The following is an 18,266-nucleotide window of genomic DNA, read 5'->3' as shown; positions in this document are numbered from 1 at the left end:
CTTTAGACTAAGTTGCCTTCTCCTTATATATTAATAGTCTTTTCTGCAGATTATTATTGTTGTTTCTGAGAATTCTCCTTTCACACTTAAGTAGCTAACTATAAGCACACTACAACAATTGTGAAAGGAGAATGAGATTAGTATTTCATTTTGATGGTAATCACTGCTTTGTGCAATTTACCACCCTTATTATATACCATGGTAGGCTTGATGGTATAAGTTTTGCCCTTCTCTGTAGCACCAGGCTTATGACCTACAGTCAATCCATAAGCACCAGAATTATACTCGAAGTAAATCTTGGTACCATCGCCCCATGTACCTGCCGAACCATCTTCTGCTATCCAGAAACCGATACCGTTGGCAGAATAAGCATAAGAGATAGAGCCATTAGGATTGGTCAAGCCCACAGCTATCTTGCCCTCGGCAGGACCATTGAATCCATCAGCCTTTACTGTGGCATCATCCAAGGTGGCGGCAGCTATCTCTGATGGTTGCATCTTGAAGGCTACGGCTATCTTCTGCATCACACCCTCGTTCAAGAGATTGAAGGTATGCAGAGGATAGCTTTCGCTGCTTGCGTCAAGACTAACCTCAAGTGAAGTCTCCACGTCAGTAGGGTCGCCTTCCGGTATCGTCACGTTACCCAGCAAGTCTGTACCCGAGAACTTCACACGATAAGGCCATTGCTCATCATTGGTCTCATCATCATCCCAGGCATTGCGATTATACTTATCAGGAGCAGCCAGCACACAAAGGTACAAACGCTCGGTATTGACAGGAACTTCGTAGGTTGCCGTGCCTTTCTTGCCTGTATGCATCTCGCCATAATGCGACTTGCCATCCTTGGTGATAGCCACAAAACCATAACGATAATTCTGCTGAGTATTGCTCTGTGAATTATACTTGGTCACAGTACTCTTGGCATTACCATCTCCATCTACCACAGTACCAGGATCAGCAGCTGCCAAAGCAGAGCCAGGAGCCAAACCCTCAAGCGTAGCACTTACCTTGCCCGAAGCAGGAACATTCAGCGGGATGAGATTGAAACCTGTTGTACCCGGGCAGTTAGTATAAGCCACCTGATAATAGCCATCGTTCTTATACAGTTTGGTAGAATAGTTGATGGCAGCCTCCTTCTTATATTGATGCACAGCCTTGAAATCATAATCAGCACAATGAGCACTATACGCATACAAATCCTTGTAGAGTGCATCAAGACTATTGTTGCAATAGATACGCATATAAGTCTGGAGAGGATCCTCCGGATATTTGCTCTCTTTCCAGATACGGGCGTATGACTCGATGCCATGCTTTTCTGTAAACCAATACTGGAACCAATAGCTGGCATAGCGCATAAACTCATGATTAAAGTGGCGATGATGATTCTTCAGCCAAACAGCATAATGAGTATCCTGGTCGAAACACTCGTTAGGATAATCCTGGAACGACTGCCACTGAGCACATTGTTCCCAATAAGCACAACCGCCAGCACCATTTTCACCAAATCCATAACGGAAGCCAGCAGGCACAAGCTGAGAACCATCAGCTCTATCTATTGGCGTAGCCTCACCCGTGAAGAGCTTGTCGGCAGAAATCTGATATTGGAAAGAGTGTCCTATCTCATGACCGATGGTTGAACCAACCGGCTTGCAGGTAGATGGATTTACCCAAAGGGCACCGATTTTGTCATCATAGCCGGAACCAGTAGCAAGCCATTCTGTCTGATAAAGGAGATAAATCTGCATCTTATACTTATCGAGCACCGACTTACCTTCTCCGATGGTAGCCATGCCGAGCTTCTCCACATTGGTCTTATAGAACTGCTCTGCCTTCTGCAACAAGTCATCAATATCCACACGCAAAGCCTCCGGTACAGATTCTGCATTAGGATTATCTCCAAAGCCAGGCTCCCAGAACACGAAGAAGTGCTCGCTCTGCTTCATTCTCCACCACGACCATCTGGCATCGCTGCGGAGCATATAGTCAGGTCCCTTTTCAAATCCTTCATTCCATTTTGCAGGACAATGATACTTGTTATAATCAACAATCTTTGATTTATCCATCACTTTCACATCCGATGGTTTGGGATTTACAGGAGTATCAGTTCCTATGGAATCATTACTGGAACTGCAACTGCCGAATGATAATAAAAAGAACAATGACAATACTATCATTATCCCCGTTTTCAGTTTAGAATGTTTCATAATTTATGTTTTAAGTTGATTTTGATTAGATACAGAAATCAAAAGAGCTGAAAAAAAATCGCCCAATAGCTTATATGCTTTGCTATTGGGCGAATTATTCGTTATTTCAAAGGAATCGCATTACTGCTCTGCTGCTTCATCTGGTTCCATTGGCCAGTATGGATTCTGGTACAATGGAGAATCACCGTATGTCTTATGGTCAGGAGCCGTAAGCATAAACTGACGCAAAGGCATTGGCTGTAGGTACTGAGCCATAGACCATGTCATACCATTGTAAAGCATATTGGTAGAAACAATCTGGTAAGGACGGAAATACTCTGTCAACTTACGAGAAGATACTGTAGCTGTAACAGAACCATCATCTACCAACTGGTCTACTGTATACCATTTTTCCATTGGAGTATTCCAAAGATGGAAGCCCTCAAGCTGATAAGGCTGTTTCATCAACTGATCGAGTGAACGCCAGCGAATCAAATCCATCCAACGAAGACCTTCAGCCATCAACTCAGTACGACGCTCACGACGAATACTATACAAAGTAGGATCAGTCAATGCCTTGCCAGCTGAAAATGCGCCCCAATCATATTGTGTACCAGAACCATCGGTATAACCCTTTAACTCCTGTGCCATATCTGTGGCAGCAATAGTTGTCTGAGGGTCAGCAGCCTCACCAGTAAAGCCAGCAGCCTCACGGATAGCCTTCCAATATGAAATGCTCTTTGCATTCAAATGACGGTCGAGCATATATTGAGCTTCAATATAGTTGAGCAAAGCCTCTGTTGCACGGAATGTGATAGATGCTGTATAACCAGCCTGGTTTTCTGCCAAGTTCTGATTGAACGTACCACCCTTTCTAATCGCATAACCAGTAGTATAAGTTACGTCAAATGAGCGGGTAAACACTTGTGGAACTGGCTCGATAGGACGAACCTGCTCTGCTGCAATAGTATTATCCTCACCCTGAAGAACGTTCTTCTGACCAGGGCGTTTCAGGAAGATAAACAAACGAGGGTCACGATTGCGAACCACAGCATAAGTCGTTGTATCTTCATATACATATCCATCATGATGAGCATAAGTTGGTTTACCATCCTCCATTAGGAAGGCATCAATCATACCACGGGTAAAACCTGTATAGGTATTACCACGGTTTACAGCTACCTCAATGTTATCTGTCACACCTTTACCTTTATTATAGGCCTTCCAGAGAAGAACCTCAGGATAGGCAGACATATCGGTATTACCAAACTTATAGAAATAAGGATTGGTATCAGATAAAGACTGAGGTACGATACCTGTATTCTTATCCAATTTACCTACATAAGCATCACCAACAATGGCAGCCTCATCAACCGCCTTCTTGAAGAAGAACTGAGCTTCAGCCTCAACGCTACCTGTAGGATACTGATAATTGGCATTATAGTCTTTTGCCTTTCCTGGCCATCCCTCACCATTAGGAACGAACGGAGTACCAGCAAAGTTGGTCAACCAAGAACCCTCAAACAAGGCTACACGTGATGCAAACAGATGAGCAACTGCAGGAGAGATACGTGTGGTTGCTTCCCAACCATCAGGCTCCATATAGGTTACGGCAGAATCCAGGTCGGCAAGAATAAAACGAGCAACTTCGTTGCGAGGACTACGCTTATTAGCAGCTACAAGGATAGCCTCATTGTCAGGCATGGCCTCTGTCACAATAGGTAAGTCACCGAAGCTCTTGTACAGGCTGAAATAAGCATAGGCACGGAAGAAGTGTAACTCGCCAATATATTGACGAATTTTATTTTCATCACCCGCAATCAATCCATTCTCATAGTTAGACTGTGCCATATTCAACTGATAGTTGATATCACGAATATTGTTCCAACTCCATGAAGAGTTGTCGTTACTAGTCTTCCAACTACCTTTCTTATACTTAGAATCGCCATTAGAACCGGTCTGATTATCTGTACCATTATCGTATGCGAATGTACCATAGCCTGCACCACTATGATATGGCAATACAGTCTGATAGAAAGCATTAGCTACGGCTTGAAGCTGAGTAGCATCCTTGTAATAGTCGGTAGGAGTAATTTCTGTAAGAGGCTCTTGCTTCAGAAAATCATTACAAGAAGCCATCAACATACCGCATGCCAACAAAGGAAGAACCTTTAAAGATATATTGAATTTCATATCATTCTAATATTTATAATGTTAAACTTAAACCAAAAGAGAAGGTTGTGTTCAATGGATATCCATTGCCATACCATGTACCGATGGTCTCTGGGTCATACTGCTTGCGGAGAGATGTTCCTGTCCAGAGGTTCTCACCCGAGAAGTAAACACGAAGTTTCTCAATAGAAATCTTACGTGTCAAATTCTGTGGCAAGGTATAACCAATCTGAAGGTTCTTCAAACGAATGTAAGAAGCATCCTGCAGATACTTTGTCTGAACCTGCTCATTCTTGGCGCTATAGGCTGCACGTGGCAAGTAAGCATCCTTGTTTGTCTCCTGGAATCCATTGACAACAGACCAAGAGTTCTCGTCACGATAATAGTCTTGCAAACCATCCAGGCAGACCTGATACCAACGACCATATTCGAAAGTACCAAAGAAATAACGTGTACTAGCCCAATACTCACGCTTCATGACTCCCTGGAAGAAACAACGTACATCGAAGCCTTTCCAAGCAGCATTCAAGTCGATACCGAAGAGATAACGTGGTGTGGAATTACCAATCTTCTTAAGATCTCCATGATCTTCCAATGTATTGGCACCCCAGGAAATCTTACCATCATTATTGAGGTCACGATACATAATATCACCAGCACCCCACTTGTTATTGTCAATTGTACTCTGGTCAACCTTTGCGATATGAGCATCCATCTCTTCTTGACTCTTAGCTATACCGATGGTCTCAAAACCATAGATATCACCAATACGCTGTCCCTCAATATAGTTACCCAATGAATGAGAAGGGTTATTAGGATATCTTGTGATAGTAGCATAGGCATCAGAGAGATTGAAGCTGATTCCATACTGCAAGCCATTAGACAAGCGATCGTTCCAACCGATAGTCAACTCCCAACCATTAGTACGCAAGTCGGTATTGTTAGTAACAGGTACAGCCGTACCCAAGATGCTCGGAAGCTCAGGGGCATTACCTATCATATTTTTTGTCTTACGTACATACCAGTCAAATGATCCATGCAAGCGATCCTTCAAGAACGCAAAGTCAAGACCGACGTTGAAACTCTGGATGGTTTCCCATGTCAAATTCTGAGAAACCAGGCCTGGTGCCCAAGCTGTCATAGGTTTCAAACCATTCTGCAGCCATGTACCATTGTTGGCATATACACCAATCTTCTGATAAGTCTGGTAAGTACCAACATTCTGGTTACCCAAGTTACCATAAGATACACGAAGCTTCAACTGACCAATCCAATCATTTATTGGCTGCATAAAGTTCTCTTGTGCAATATTCCAACCTGCAGAAACAGATGGGAAGAACTTCCACTGATTTCCCGGACGGAATCTAGAAGAACCATCATATCGGCCATTAACCTCAAAGAGATACTTGCCCTGATAATCATAATTCAAACGACCAAAGAAACCACAAGTTGTCCAACGGCTCATGTTGCCAGACACAGATGGATCCACAGGATTACCATAAGCATCAATACCAGTTGTACCATCAATTTGAGGCTTATTACCTACGATGAGACCAGCTCTATCTGCATATTTGTACTTCATACGCTCATCCTCAGACTGGAAACCTGCCATAATATGGAAGTTATGCTTCTTCTGCAAATTGAACGAATACTCAGAATAGAGTTGGAAATTGGTATAATTATCCTTATAGTAGTCTTCACCTACATAAGTAAAATTATTCTGGTCGTAAGCCTCACCATTCAGATTATACAGATAAGTATGCTGCATATCTGTATGACTCTCATTATGGGATGTACGATAGTTGAAGATAGCATGGGTAATCCAATTCTTGATTGGTTCGATGTCCAAGCCTACCTGATGATTATACTCATCATTCTGATAACGATATGTACCACCATTAGTCATGGTATTTACCATCTCATTATAGAGATTACCATTTCTATCATACAAAGGAACACAAGGCCACTGTCCACCAAGATATTCATATACACCAGAACCCAAAGACTGAGGACGATGATAATCCTTGCGAATAAAACGGAGAGAGTAGTTAAACTTCATCCATTTCGTCCACTGTGAAGAAATCTTGGCAGTAGCAGTATATCGATTACTGCCTTCATCAGCAACCTTAATCAAACCATCCTGACCTAAATATCCAAAAGAAGCATAGTAGTTGAGTTTTTCATCACCACCGGTTGCACTTACATTGTGCTCCTGAGAGAATGTATGCTTTTTGTATATTGCATCATAGAAATCGGTAGAAGCATAACCATCGGTAAATCCACTCAACCAATAGCCATTAGCATCCGCATCCAAAGAATAAATCAAATTGCCATTTTTATCCTTACGGGTACCAGCATTAACATATTCGCCCTCTATCCAATCCTTCATACGCTGAACACGGTCTGGTGTAAAAAGCTGACCACCACCAATGTTCGTATTCGCATCATTCTGCATACATGCAAAATCAACAGAGTTCATGCTATGCTTCATACGAATAGGAGTACTGAAGCGGAAATTATTATTGTAGTTCACACTTACCTTGTCACGCTTGCCACCCGTCTTTGTAGTAATCAATATGACACCGAAAGGTGCACGAGAACCATAAATAGATGACGCAGCAGCATCCTTCAAAACAGATACACTGGCAATATCCTGAGGATTGATGGTATTGATATCACCCTCCATACCATCGATCAAGACCAACGGACTTCCGCTGGAACCCTGTCCAATTGTAGTTGTACCACGTACATTCAAGCTTGGAGTATCATCCAAACTACCTGCAGCCTGGGTAATCTGCAAACCAGCCACCATACCCTGCAGAGCCTGGGTTGCATTACTTACAGGACGGCTATCCAATTCCTCACCCGAAACAGCGGTCACAGCACCAGTAAGGTTTACCTTTTTCTGGGTACCGAAACCTACGACCACTACTTCATTCAGTTTAGTATCGTTGGCTTTCAAAACCACTTTTGAAGTTCCGGCAGGAACTACTTGGGTAGAATATCCCAAGTAAGAAATAGCCAACTGAGCATTACGCTTTACCTTAATAACATAGTTACCATCAATATCAGTAACCGTACCATTACGGGTTCCTTTTTCCATAATGGTAGCTCCGATGACTGGCTCACCGGCATCGTCAACAACTGTACCCTTTACGGTAATTTCACTCTGCTGAGCTTCCTCTACCTTAGGGTTTGATAAGGTCTCACTTGCAGCTAGAGTAGGTAATGCCCCCCCACATGCAAGGACCAAACACGCGATGGCTTTTACATAAGCTTGGCTATGTACAAAGCCTGAAATGATTTGTGTCTGTCTCATTTTCTATTTTTTCTAGGTTTATTATTGTTTAAATTTCGATTGCAAAGTAACACAAAAATTTGCATTTCGTGCCATATTATCGTCTAAAAGAGTGAAAATATCGTCCAAACCTGGCGATTTAGACGATATTTTCGTCTTTTAGCCGATTTTGCTACTCTTAAATGTTGTTTATTCTAAATGATGTCTTTGTTGTCTTTAATGCTTATTTGTTTTGTTGTTTCAATGTCTTTATTGTTTCATCGCCTTCTTCAGTTTTCCCACAGCGGCATGAATCATGTCGTGGGTTCCACTTCCGTCGGTCACGTATTTCTGAACCATTCTGCCATAACTGATAGCGTCCTTAAGTTCCTCGCTGGTGTTGTCATCCGGCCAACCGGCACGGCGAAGCAGACCGGAGAGTTCTCGGAGGTCTTCCATCTCGGCAAGGTTGCCAGGGCGCATCGTGTTGATGGCACGGTTCAGGATGGCTGTAGTACCTTCCAGTTCGTCCTGGGTTACCTTCTTCTTGCCCTTTGCCACCAGCTCCTGTGCCTGAGCCATTACCTTCTGCATGCGCTCATATCCGAACGGTGCCCATGGAGCATACTCCGGAACCTTCTGAGAGAGGGCATTCCACTTCTCCTGGTCAGCCTTGCGCTCTGCGGCAAGATTCAGGAGAGAATTCAATTCACTGAAATCTATCTTCACCTTCTTGCTCTTCTTGCTCTTGGCATCGGTCAGGTTGATGCGGTAGTAGTGGGTACTGTTGGCGTTGCGGTAATAATCAGGCTGGAATTCCTTACCATCCAGCTTCAGGGTAAGGAGATTGGCTCCTGCACCTGTTGTCACGCCGTTCGATTCGCCCACGGTGATATTACTCAACTTGGAGTCTATGTTCAGCGTAGCCTGGTTCCAGGTCTGTGCGCCTGTACCCGCCATCACCAATGGTCCGTACATCAGGGTTCCTACCCAGGATGTCTTCAGCGGAGTACCGTCCATACTTGCCACATCGCTCGAAAGCTTGTCGGCACCATATTCGATATGCTTGCTGAACGGCATGTCGATTTCCACGACATCGCCCACCTTCCAGTGCTTCTGCTCCAGGTCTACATAGGTGCTAGGCTGATAGCTCTTTGCCACTTCCTTGCCGTTCACCTTGATGGAGAAACCTTGAGTTGCCCAGTATGGCACACGGAGTTTCAGGGTGAAATTACCCTCGCCTTCCGTTATCTTGATGGCTGAATGCTGTGCCGGCCACAGGCAATCCTGCTTGATGGTCACACCCTTCTCCTTCCAGTGGAGGGTGGTTGGCATATAGAGTCCCACCCAGAGGGTATGATCGTTGGCAAAATAAGCCGACTGCTGGTACTTGGTATGGTTTTCAGAACCTGTACCACCGCAGCAAGAGCTCTGAGGAGTCTCGTTGCCGAACGGCTTGGTGGCATTCAGACCTACTGCATACTGATAGCAGGTTTGATACTGGTCCGGATTGAGCGAACCGATAATCTGATTATACAGCGTGCGCTCGATATAGTCGAGATACTGTGCATTATCAGGGTTATAACAGTTCAGATCCTTGCTCAGTTTGACGAGGTTATACGCGCAGCAGGTTTCGTTGATATCCGGATAAGCCTCAGATTCGCCTTCCTGCAGTCCGTTGGTTGCCATGCTCAGAATCTGGGTATATGGCTGGCGGAACATCTCTCCGTTGCCTACACCACCCATCGCATACATGTATCTGCCCTGCACCAGACTCCAGAAGTTCTGTGCCAGATTATAATAATATGGCTTCTGATTGCTCTTGTAACTGCGCAGCGCTCCGATAATCATCGGAATATGCTGGTTGGCATGGCGGGTGCGGATGTCATCGATGTTCTTGCTCAGCGGATCATAGAACTTAGGTGCGTCGAAACAGTTGGCTGCCTCGAGGAGTTTTGCCTTTTCATCCGGATTGGAAACCATCTCTGAAAGACGGGAGAGCGATTCACTCATACCTCCCACCTCACCGGCGATGTACATGTCCCACATCTCGTAGCGGTTGCCCGGCTTGGCTCTGCGCTCATCCTGGGTGCCGTCCTGTTTCACGTAAGTGCGGTAGTGCATGCGGTTCCATACCCAGAGTCCCATATCCTTGGCGATGAGGAGTGCCTTATCGCAGATTTCCTTATCATCAAAGTAGGTTGCAATGTCTATCAGACCGGCAAGCTGCTTGTGTACGCTGTAATAAGGTGCCCAAACCCAATCGGAGTTGTTGTAGGCACGATACATTTCTATCAGGGCGCAATGCTGAGCCGGAATAGCGTTGATGTAACCGTAACCATACAGTTCAGGGTGCTTCTTATACTCATCAAAGGCAGCCCAGGTGCCCTTCATCTCTCTGAGTTCTGCCTCAGGAGCGAAATCACGAGCCTCCCAGTTGCGCTTCAGTTCCTTATTATATACGAAGGTCATCTCCTGATACTGTCGCAACTCGTTCACCATTCGGGTGATGTTTTGGCGGAGGATGGCTTTCTGCTCTGGGTTAGTTGCCACGGCGTATGCCTGTGCGATAGCCGACATATAGTGACCTGATCCATGACCCTTGAGTTTGGTATCCGGCGAATCCCAGCCATCACTCTTGGTATAGCCCTCGGTACTGAGTCCGTAGGTATCGCGATAATTGTAGAGTTGCTGGGTAACATCCCAGGAACAGATTTCGCGGATAGCCTCATCGCGGTTGTGGGTGAGTCGGTTGTCACCATCTATGCTCACATCAGCGAGCGAGAAGGTATGAGCCACTTCCTTTTCAGGAGTCTGATAGCCTCCTGCCACCACCTTGATCTGTGCCTTGACAGGATAACCATTGTCGGTAGTCTCATCACCAATCACAAAACCACCTATCTCATATAGGCTTCCCGCAGGATGCTTCTGCGCATCAGCCTCAGCCTGTTCATCAGCAAGCGGAGAGTTAGCCCAGCGCACCTGCCGATATTCTGAGTAACCATCAGAATAGGTTACCCATACGAGATTAGGAAGTCGGGGAGCTGTGCCCTCCGGACAATCCACTGTTACCGCAGCCACCTTGGAGATGGTGCGATAAACAGTGGCTGCCGTTGCCAAGGATGGCAAACTGGCTACACCTATCAATAATGTAAACTGCTTTAAATCCATATCTTCTAGGTTTATTTTTGTTTCGTTTAATTTTCTGGCTGCAAAATAACAGAAAAAAAACGTGCTGTCGTAAAAGTATCGTGCACAAAGATAACAAAATCGTCTAGTTGCACCCCTCTGATACGATTTTTGCAGTCTTTTGGACTTTATTTCCATCAAATACCCGATTCTCTTAGTAATTTTGCAGCAGAAACGAAAGAGATTCGCCGAAAAGGCAAAAACGTTTCTCTGAATAATCAAATAACAAAAAAGACAAAACAAAATAAACCTAGAAAGTTATGGTAAAGAAACTCTTCTTCATCGCCACCTTATTATATATAGGGGCTACGGCATCAGCAGAAAGCTATCAGGTGAAATCGCCTGACGGAAAGATTGTGGCTGAACTGAGCACTGACAAAGCTCTCTCATTAAATTTTAAATACAACGGCTCCAAGCTCTTGCAGGAGTCTTCAATAGGTGTAGTGCTGAGCGATGGAATGGACTTGGGCAGAAACCCGAAGGTTGCGAGCCGAAAAATCTCCAACCACCGGGAGAACATCCAGGCGCCATTCTATCGCCAGCCAAGCATCGAAACCAGCTATCAGGAGCTGAACCTGAAACTGAAGAACGGTTTCGGCATCATCCTGAGAGCTTATGATGAGGGAGTTGCCTACCGCTTCTACACCCAGCGAAAAGGCAAGACCATCATCCTGAATGAAACTGCCGCCTACCAGTTCGGCAAGGACCGAAAGGCATGGCTGCCTTACACCACGACTCCAGAAAAGCCTTTTGCCATGGCTTTCCAGAATATCTATCACGAGACTCAGCTCGATACCGCTAAGCAGGATTTAGCCTTCCTGCCAGCTACCATAGATTGCGGAAAGGCAAAGGTCACCATCCTGGAAAGCGACCTGCAGAGCTATCCTGGCATGTGGCTGAAGGCTAACAGCAGCAAAGAGGATCAGGAGAAAGGAATTCTGAGAGCCGCCTTCGCTCCCTACCCTAAGGAGATGGCTTACTATCCTTGGCGCCACATGAGCCACGTAAAGAGCACCTGCGATTACATCGCAACCAGCACCGGCAAGCGCAATTATCCTTGGCGCATCTTCGCCATCACAGAGCACGATACCCAGATGCCAACCAACAACCTGGTGTACGCCCTGGCTGCTCCCAACAAGATAGGCGATACTTCCTGGATCAAACCGGGCAAGGTGGCTTGGGACTGGTGGAACGACTGGAATCTGAAAGGTGTGGACTTCAAGGCGGGCATCAATTTCGAAACTTACAAATATTACATAGATTTTGCTCATAATCACGGTTTGGAATACATCGTCCTCGATGAAGGATGGTACAACTCGAAAGAGGGAAGCATTCTGAAACCAATAGACGATATCCAGTTGCCTAAGCTCATAGAATATGGTAAGAGCAAGGGCGTGGATATCGTGCTATGGGCAGTCTTCAACGTGATGGACGAGAACCTGGAAACCATCTGCAAGACATATGCCGATATGGGCATCAAGGGATTCAAGGTGGATTTCATGGACCGCGACGACCAGACCGCCATCGAAATGGTGGAACGCCTGGCTGCCTGCACCGCCAAACATCATCTCATCCTCGACCTGCACGGCATCTACAAGCCACACGGCTTGAACCGCACCTATCCCAACATCCTCAACTACGAGAGTGTTTTCGGTATGGAAGAGTGCCGCTGGACGGAAGCCAAGAATGATATGCCGCTCTACGACGTCACCTTCCCATACATCCGAATGATGGCAGGACAGGTGGATTTCACACCGGGAGCGATGAGAAACGGAACCCGTGACAACTGGAAGGCAATCTACACCAAACCGATTTCGATGGGTACCCGATGCCACCAGGCTGCCTGCTACATCGTACAGGACAGTCCGTTTACGATGCTCGCCGACACTCCTACCAACTACGAGGCGGATGAGCCATACACCCGATACATCGCTTCATTGCCTGTAGTCTTCGACAAGACCATCGTGCCACAGGGCGAAATCGGAAAGTATATCGTTACCGCCAGAAAGAAGGGCAACGACTGGTATGTTGGCGGTCAGAGCAACTGGGATGAGCGCACGCTCACCCTGAAGTTTGATTTCCTCGCAGATGGAGATTACGAAGCAATCGTATTGAAGGATGGCATCAATGCCAACCACGATGCCGAGGATTACAAGATAGAGAACTCCATTATCAATCAGAAATCGGAAATGAAGATTCATCTTGCTTCGGGCGGTGGATTCGTCATCAAGGTTATCAAGAAATAAACATTATATAAAAAAAAGCTTTATGGTTAATAAAAATATAATTGTAACACTGTTCGTAACAGCAGCCGTGGCAGCACCTCAGACGGGTTCTGCCCAAAAGGCTGCCTACAACACTCCGGGAGCAGGCAACCCTATCCTGCCTGGTTATTTTGCCGACCCAACCATCAAGAAGTTTGGCGACACCTATTATATATATGCTACTACCGATGGTAGCGGAGCCGGTTTCGGACCGGCACAGCTCTGGTGCAGCAAGGATTTCAAGAACTGGACCCTGATGCCGATGAACTGGCCGGACAGTCACTGGATCTGGGCACCGGATGTCATGCAGAACGAAGCCGACGGCAAGTATTACTATCTCTACTGCCAGCCTTGCAAGCTCCATCTGGGTGTGGGCGATACCCCTCGCGGTCCTTGGAAGAATGTGCTGGGCGAGAGCGAAGCCGTGCTCGTACCGGATAGATTTGTGAAGAATGCCATCACCCTGGATGGTCAGACCTTCCGAGATGATGATGGTTCGGTCTATATGTATTGGGGCACCTGGGGCATCTACAAAGGCTTCGGTTGCGGAGCAGGTAAGCTGAATCCTGACATGAAATCGTTCAGCGAAACCAAGCTCATCCCGAACACCGAGGTTACTCACTTCTTCGAGGCTCCTTTCGTCTTCAAGCGCAACGGCATCTACTACTTCCTCTACTCCTGCGAGCATTGCGAGGATGCCAGTTATCGTGTAGACTATGCCACAGCTCAGCACCCACTCGGTCCTTATACCTACCACGGCACTATCCTCAAGACCAATGCCGATGGTACTGTACACGGACCGGGGCATAACTCGGTATTGCAGGAAGGCGACAACTACTACATCGTATATCATCGCCACGACAATCCGCACTCTAACCGTGGATTCCATCGCCAGGTAGCAATCGACAAACTCGAATTCAATGCCGACGGCACCATCAAGGAGGTCGTTCCAACCCACGAAGGTCTCGATCTGAAACCGGAGATGAAGGTGGCTAAGAACCTCGCCTTCGGTGCCAAAGTTACCGCATCCTCTTATTATGACAATGATTTCCGTCCGGAATATGCGGTTGATGACAACAACGGCACACTCTGGCGTCCTCGCACCACCGGACCGGCTTGGATTCAGATAGACCTGGGCAAGAAGCAGAGCATCAAGAGCATATGGACTCAGTTTGAATACGGAACACAGTTCTATCAGTATCTCATCGAGACATCGAATGATGGCAAGCACTGGCAGACCTTCTCCGACAAGCGACAGAACCGTCTGGCTGGTTCGCCAATGGTAGATTTCGGAAATGCCAAGGCACAGTACATCCGTCTCACCTATACCGGTGGACAGAAGAACGGTTTCGGTGGCGCCATCTGGAACATCAAGGTTTACGGTTCCGTAGAAGATTCTGCCCCACAGCAGTGGCTCGGTCTGACAGCAGCTGATTTCGATGGCACTAACTGGCATAACAACGAAGGAATGCTCGCCGGCAAGTTCTCACTTCTTCAGGGCACCGCCCTCAGAGAGCGTATGGCTGGCAAAGATGCCATCACCCTGCAACCGGGTGCCCAGCTGGCGATGACTCATCCGCAGCTCAACAAGGCACGCAAGCACACCCTCACCGCCCAGGCTTTCGACAACGGAAGCTGGCATCAGATAGATGAAAACGATCCTCGTCTGAATCTTTCTGAAGGAAAACTGGAAATTAGTTCAGGCGAAAAGCAATTTATCCTCACCAATCTCCGTTATTATAACTGGGAACAGGAGGCTGCTGAAAAGGCTTTCGATGCCCAGAGCAACATCGTGCGTGAGGCAGTAGCCGACAAGAACTGTCAGGGACTGGTGGTAGATATCAGCGCTGACTACTACAACGAGGGCGATACCATACCTTACATCAAGAACGGCAGTCCGCTGGATGTTCACCTCAAGGGCGAGTTTGAGACGCAGCACAATACTGCAGCCATCATCAAGACCATAGAGGGCAAGAAGGCATTCGCCTTTACCGGCAAGGAGAGTTACAGAAGCAACTTCATGCTCCCTGCCACCATCCGCGACAACGCTCCATACACCATCGAGGCATGGATTCTGAATCCGGAGATTGCCGAGAATGAATGCGTAGCCGATTTCACCTCTTCGCACGATGAACTGGAGAAGCTGATGCTGGTAAACGGCACCGAACCACGCTGCGGTGTGATGAATCACTATGGATGGTACGAGGATGCCGGCTACAAGGAGATGAAGACCCTGGAAGACAAGTGGCAGCACGTATATGTCTGCTTCGATGGCAGAATCGAAAGCATCTACATCAACGACAAGCTCATCAGCCAGAAGGATATTCAGCTTCTCGTCAAGCCATCGCAGTTTATGCTGCTGGGCAAGAACGCCGAAGAGGCATGGCCATTCTCCGGCTATCTGCACTCATTGAAACTCTGGGATGAATACATCCCTTACAAAAAACAAACAAAATAAACTAGCAATACATGAAAAAGATTTTGATGACATCAGCCTTGGCGGCATTGGCATTGATGCCTGCTTCGGCACAGAAGGTAAACAAGAGTTCGGGGGGCTACCCTATCACACCGGTGCCTTTCACCTCAGTGAAGGTTTGGAACAACTCGTTCTGGGGACAGCGTATCGAGACCTCTCGCAAGGTAACCATCCCACTGGCTTTCAGCAAGTGCGAGACAGAGGGCAGATACAAGAACTTTGAGCGCGCCGCTCACCCTAGCGACAGTTACGACGTGGGCAAGCTGATGCCTTACAGCTTCGATGATACCGACCCATACAAGACTATCGAGGGCGCTAGCTACATGCTCCAGACCTATCCAGACCAGAAACTCAAGGCTTATATCGACAGTGTGCTCAACATCATCGGTAAGGCTCAGGAGCCTGATGGATATCTCTACACAGCCCGCACCCAAAACCCAAAGCATCCTCACTTCTGGGCTGGCGACACTCGATGGAGCATGGAGGAAGACTTGAGCCATGAGCTCTACAACCTCGGCCATATGGTGGAGGGTGCCGTGGCTCACTGGCAGGCTACAGGTAGCCGCAAGTTCCTCGATATCGCCATCCGCTATGCCGACTGCGTGGTTAAGGAGGTAGGTCCTAAGGCAGGTCAGGCTTGCGTGGTACCAGGACACCAGATAGCAGAGATGGCTCTCTGCAAACTCTATCTCGCCACTGGCAACAAGAAATACCTGGACGAGGCTAAGTTCTTCCTCGACTATCGTGGCAAGACCAAGATTCAGACAGAATACTCACAGAGCCACAAACCTGTATTGGAGCAGGATGAGGCTGTGGGACATGCCGTACGTGCCACCTATATGTATGCCGGCATGGCAGATGTAGCCGCCCTCACTGGCGATACCGCTTATATCCACGCCATCGACCGCATCTGGGACAACATCGTAAGCAAGAAACTCTATATCACTGGCGGTATCGGAGCCACTAACAATGGTGAGGCTTTCGGACCTAACTATTATCTGCCAAACATGAGTGCTTACTGCGAGACTTGTGCTGCCATCGGTAATGTTTATGTCAACTACCGTCTCTTCCTCCTCCATGGCGAGAGCAAGTATTACGATGTTTTGGAGCGTACTCTCTACAATGGTCTCATCAGTGGTGTGAGCATGGACGGCGGCGGCTTCTTCTACCCTAACCCATTGGAGAGCATGGGGCAGCATCAGCGTCAGGCTTGGTTCGGCTGTGCCTGCTGCCCTAGCAACATCTGCCGCTTCCTGCCATCCCTCCCGGGCTATGTATATGCCGTAAAGGATAAGAATGTATATGTCAACCTCTTCCTCAGCAACTCTTCTTCTCTGAAGGTAGCCGGCAAGAAGGTTTCCCTGAGCCAGGATACACAGTACCCTTGGAACGGAGATATCGCTATCAAGGTGGATGACAACAAGGCTGGTCAGTTTGGCATGAAGATCCGCATCCCTGGATGGGTGAAGGGTCAGCCTGTACCATCTGATCTCTACTACTACAGCGACGGCAAGCGACTGGGCTATACCATCACCGTAAACGGCAAGAAAGTAGAGGGTAAGGTGACCGAGGATGGCTATTATACCATCAACCGCAAGTGGAAGAAGGGCGATGTGGTTCGCATTCACTTCGATATGGAGGCGCGCACCGTACGTGCCAACAATAAGGTAGAGGCAGACCGTGGCTGTATCAGCATCGAGCGTGGTCCTATCGTATATTGCGCAGAGTGGCCAGACAACCAGGGCTTCGACATCATGAGCATCCTGGAGAACCGCGAACCTCAGTTCGCTGAGGGCAAGCTCTCTTACGATGGCTTCATTGACTCAAAATACAAAAATGTACTGACACTCTACAAGGGTCAGAACATGGAGACCTTGACCGAGAACGTGCAGACCCTCGCCTACGACAAGAGCGGCAAGCTGAGTACCAAGGACCAGACTCTGACCCTCATCCCATATTTCGCCTGGGCTCATCGTGGCAACGGCAACATGAAGGTATGGTTACCACAGGATGTCAAAGCAGCAAAGCCATCAGCTCCTGCAACTCTCGCCGCACAGGCTAAGGTAGAATTCTCTTCTCCAGTGCCAGCAAAGAGCAGCATTACCGACGGACTGGTTCCTGCCGATGAGAATGACCGCTCTATCCCATACATCCACTGGTGGCCTAAGAAGAACACTACAGAGTGGATTACCTACACCTTCCCTGAGAGCAAGGAGATCAAGACCAGCACCGTATATTGGTACGACGACCAGCCATGGGGCGGTTGCAAGGTGCCAGACAGCTGGAAACTCTACTATCAGGACGAGGCAGGCAACTGGAAGGAAGTTCCAGGAGCCGATGCTTATCCATGCAAGCGTGGTGTAGCCTGCATCGTGAATTTCGACCCAGTGAAGACCAAGGCTGTGAAGCTCGAACTGAAACAGCCGGAAACCCATTCCTGCGGTCTCTTCGAATGGAGTGTGAAGTAAGAAGAAAAAGCAAAGAAGCAAGGAGCAAGGGGGCAGCAAGCAGCAAGCTTGCCTCCGTTCCAAGCGATTCCATCGCTTGGTCCCCCCTAGAACAGGAAAGCTTCCCCAAAACCATGCCGAGCCATCTTTTTCAAGATGCGCCCGGCATTTTTTTCTTTCATCCGATAGCGATTTCAAAAAATATCCGCATCTTGACGCCTGACTTCCCAGCCCTCAAGAAAGGCACATAGACGGTGC

The 18,266-nt window shown here is 47.4% G+C and carries 8 protein-coding genes; 4 read left to right on the top strand and 4 right to left on the bottom strand.

Features of this window, described 5'->3' with window-relative positions; genetic code table 11:
• Positions 1-137 precede the first annotated feature (137 nt).
• The 4 genes from DW657_RS06910 to DW657_RS06895 form a co-directional block, all read right to left on the bottom strand.
• Entirely contained in the window at positions 138-2,204 is a 2,067-nt protein-coding gene (locus DW657_RS06910; RefSeq protein ID WP_233546641.1) for a DUF4859 domain-containing protein, read from the bottom strand.
• Between the two features lie 120 nt (positions 2,205-2,324).
• Positions 2,325-4,376 carry a RagB/SusD family nutrient uptake outer membrane protein gene (locus DW657_RS06905; RefSeq protein ID WP_118311923.1) on the bottom strand — a complete coding sequence of 684 codons (2,052 nt, stop codon included), beginning with the start codon at positions 4,374-4,376 and terminating at the stop codon, positions 2,325-2,327.
• Between the two features lie 13 nt (positions 4,377-4,389).
• Complete coding sequence (locus tag DW657_RS06900; RefSeq protein ID WP_118311922.1) at positions 4,390-7,674, bottom strand: TonB-dependent receptor; 3,285 nt, start codon at positions 7,672-7,674, stop codon at positions 4,390-4,392.
• Positions 7,675-7,902: 228 nt separating this feature from the next.
• A complete protein-coding gene (locus DW657_RS06895; protein ID WP_118311921.1) occupies positions 7,903-10,803 on the bottom strand; it encodes a beta-L-arabinofuranosidase domain-containing protein in 2,901 nt (966 codons plus the stop codon).
• 278 nt (positions 10,804-11,081) lie between these two features.
• Between DW657_RS06895 and DW657_RS06890 the strand changes: the two genes are divergently transcribed.
• Genes DW657_RS06890 through DW657_RS06875 form a run of 4 tightly spaced genes read left to right on the top strand, consistent with a single transcriptional unit; the run spans position 11,082 to position 18,259 of the window.
• Complete coding sequence (locus DW657_RS06890) at positions 11,082-13,067, top strand: glycoside hydrolase family 97 protein (RefSeq protein WP_118311920.1); 1,986 nt, start codon at positions 11,082-11,084, stop codon at positions 13,065-13,067.
• A gap of 22 nt (positions 13,068-13,089) precedes the next feature.
• Positions 13,090-15,543 carry a family 43 glycosylhydrolase gene (locus DW657_RS06885; RefSeq protein WP_118311919.1) on the top strand — a complete coding sequence of 818 codons (2,454 nt, stop codon included), beginning with the start codon at positions 13,090-13,092 and terminating at the stop codon, positions 15,541-15,543.
• Positions 15,544-15,554: 11 nt separating this feature from the next.
• On the top strand, positions 15,555-18,029 hold the full coding sequence (locus tag DW657_RS06880; RefSeq protein ID WP_118311918.1) for a glycoside hydrolase family 127 protein: 2,475 nt from the start codon (positions 15,555-15,557) through the stop codon (positions 18,027-18,029).
• Positions 18,014-18,259: a hypothetical protein gene (locus tag DW657_RS06875; RefSeq protein WP_118311917.1), complete on the top strand. Its 246-nt coding sequence runs from the start codon at positions 18,014-18,016 to the stop codon at positions 18,257-18,259. The genes DW657_RS06880 and DW657_RS06875 overlap by 16 nt, the downstream gene beginning before the upstream one ends.
• Positions 18,260-18,266: the final 7 nt, after the last annotated feature.

This window comes from Prevotella sp. AM23-5, assembly GCF_003473645.1.
Taxonomy (GTDB): domain Bacteria; phylum Bacteroidota; class Bacteroidia; order Bacteroidales; family Bacteroidaceae; genus Prevotella; species Prevotella copri_A.
Note: the sequence above shows the minus strand (reverse complement) of the source record. Positions and strands in the feature narration are given on the sequence as shown.

What these genes read in the sequence shown, in the direction of transcription:
- DW657_RS06910 (WP_233546641.1), bottom strand. Translation starts at nt 2,204, where the DNA reads ATGAAACATTCTAAACTGAAAACGGGGATAATGATAGTATTGTCATTG.
- DW657_RS06905 (WP_118311923.1), bottom strand. Translation starts at nt 4,376, where the DNA reads ATGAAATTCAATATATCTTTAAAGGTTCTTCCTTTGTTGGCATGCGGT.
- DW657_RS06900 (WP_118311922.1), bottom strand. Translation starts at nt 7,674, where the DNA reads ATGAGACAGACACAAATCATTTCAGGCTTTGTACATAGCCAAGCTTAT.
- DW657_RS06895 (WP_118311921.1), bottom strand. Translation starts at nt 10,803, where the DNA reads ATGGATTTAAAGCAGTTTACATTATTGATAGGTGTAGCCAGTTTGCCA.
- DW657_RS06890 (WP_118311920.1), top strand. Translation starts at nt 11,082, where the DNA reads ATGGTAAAGAAACTCTTCTTCATCGCCACCTTATTATATATAGGGGCT.
- DW657_RS06885 (WP_118311919.1), top strand. Translation starts at nt 13,090, where the DNA reads ATGGTTAATAAAAATATAATTGTAACACTGTTCGTAACAGCAGCCGTG.
- DW657_RS06880 (WP_118311918.1), top strand. Translation starts at nt 15,555, where the DNA reads ATGAAAAAGATTTTGATGACATCAGCCTTGGCGGCATTGGCATTGATG.
- DW657_RS06875 (WP_118311917.1), top strand. Translation starts at nt 18,014, where the DNA reads ATGGAGTGTGAAGTAAGAAGAAAAAGCAAAGAAGCAAGGAGCAAGGGG.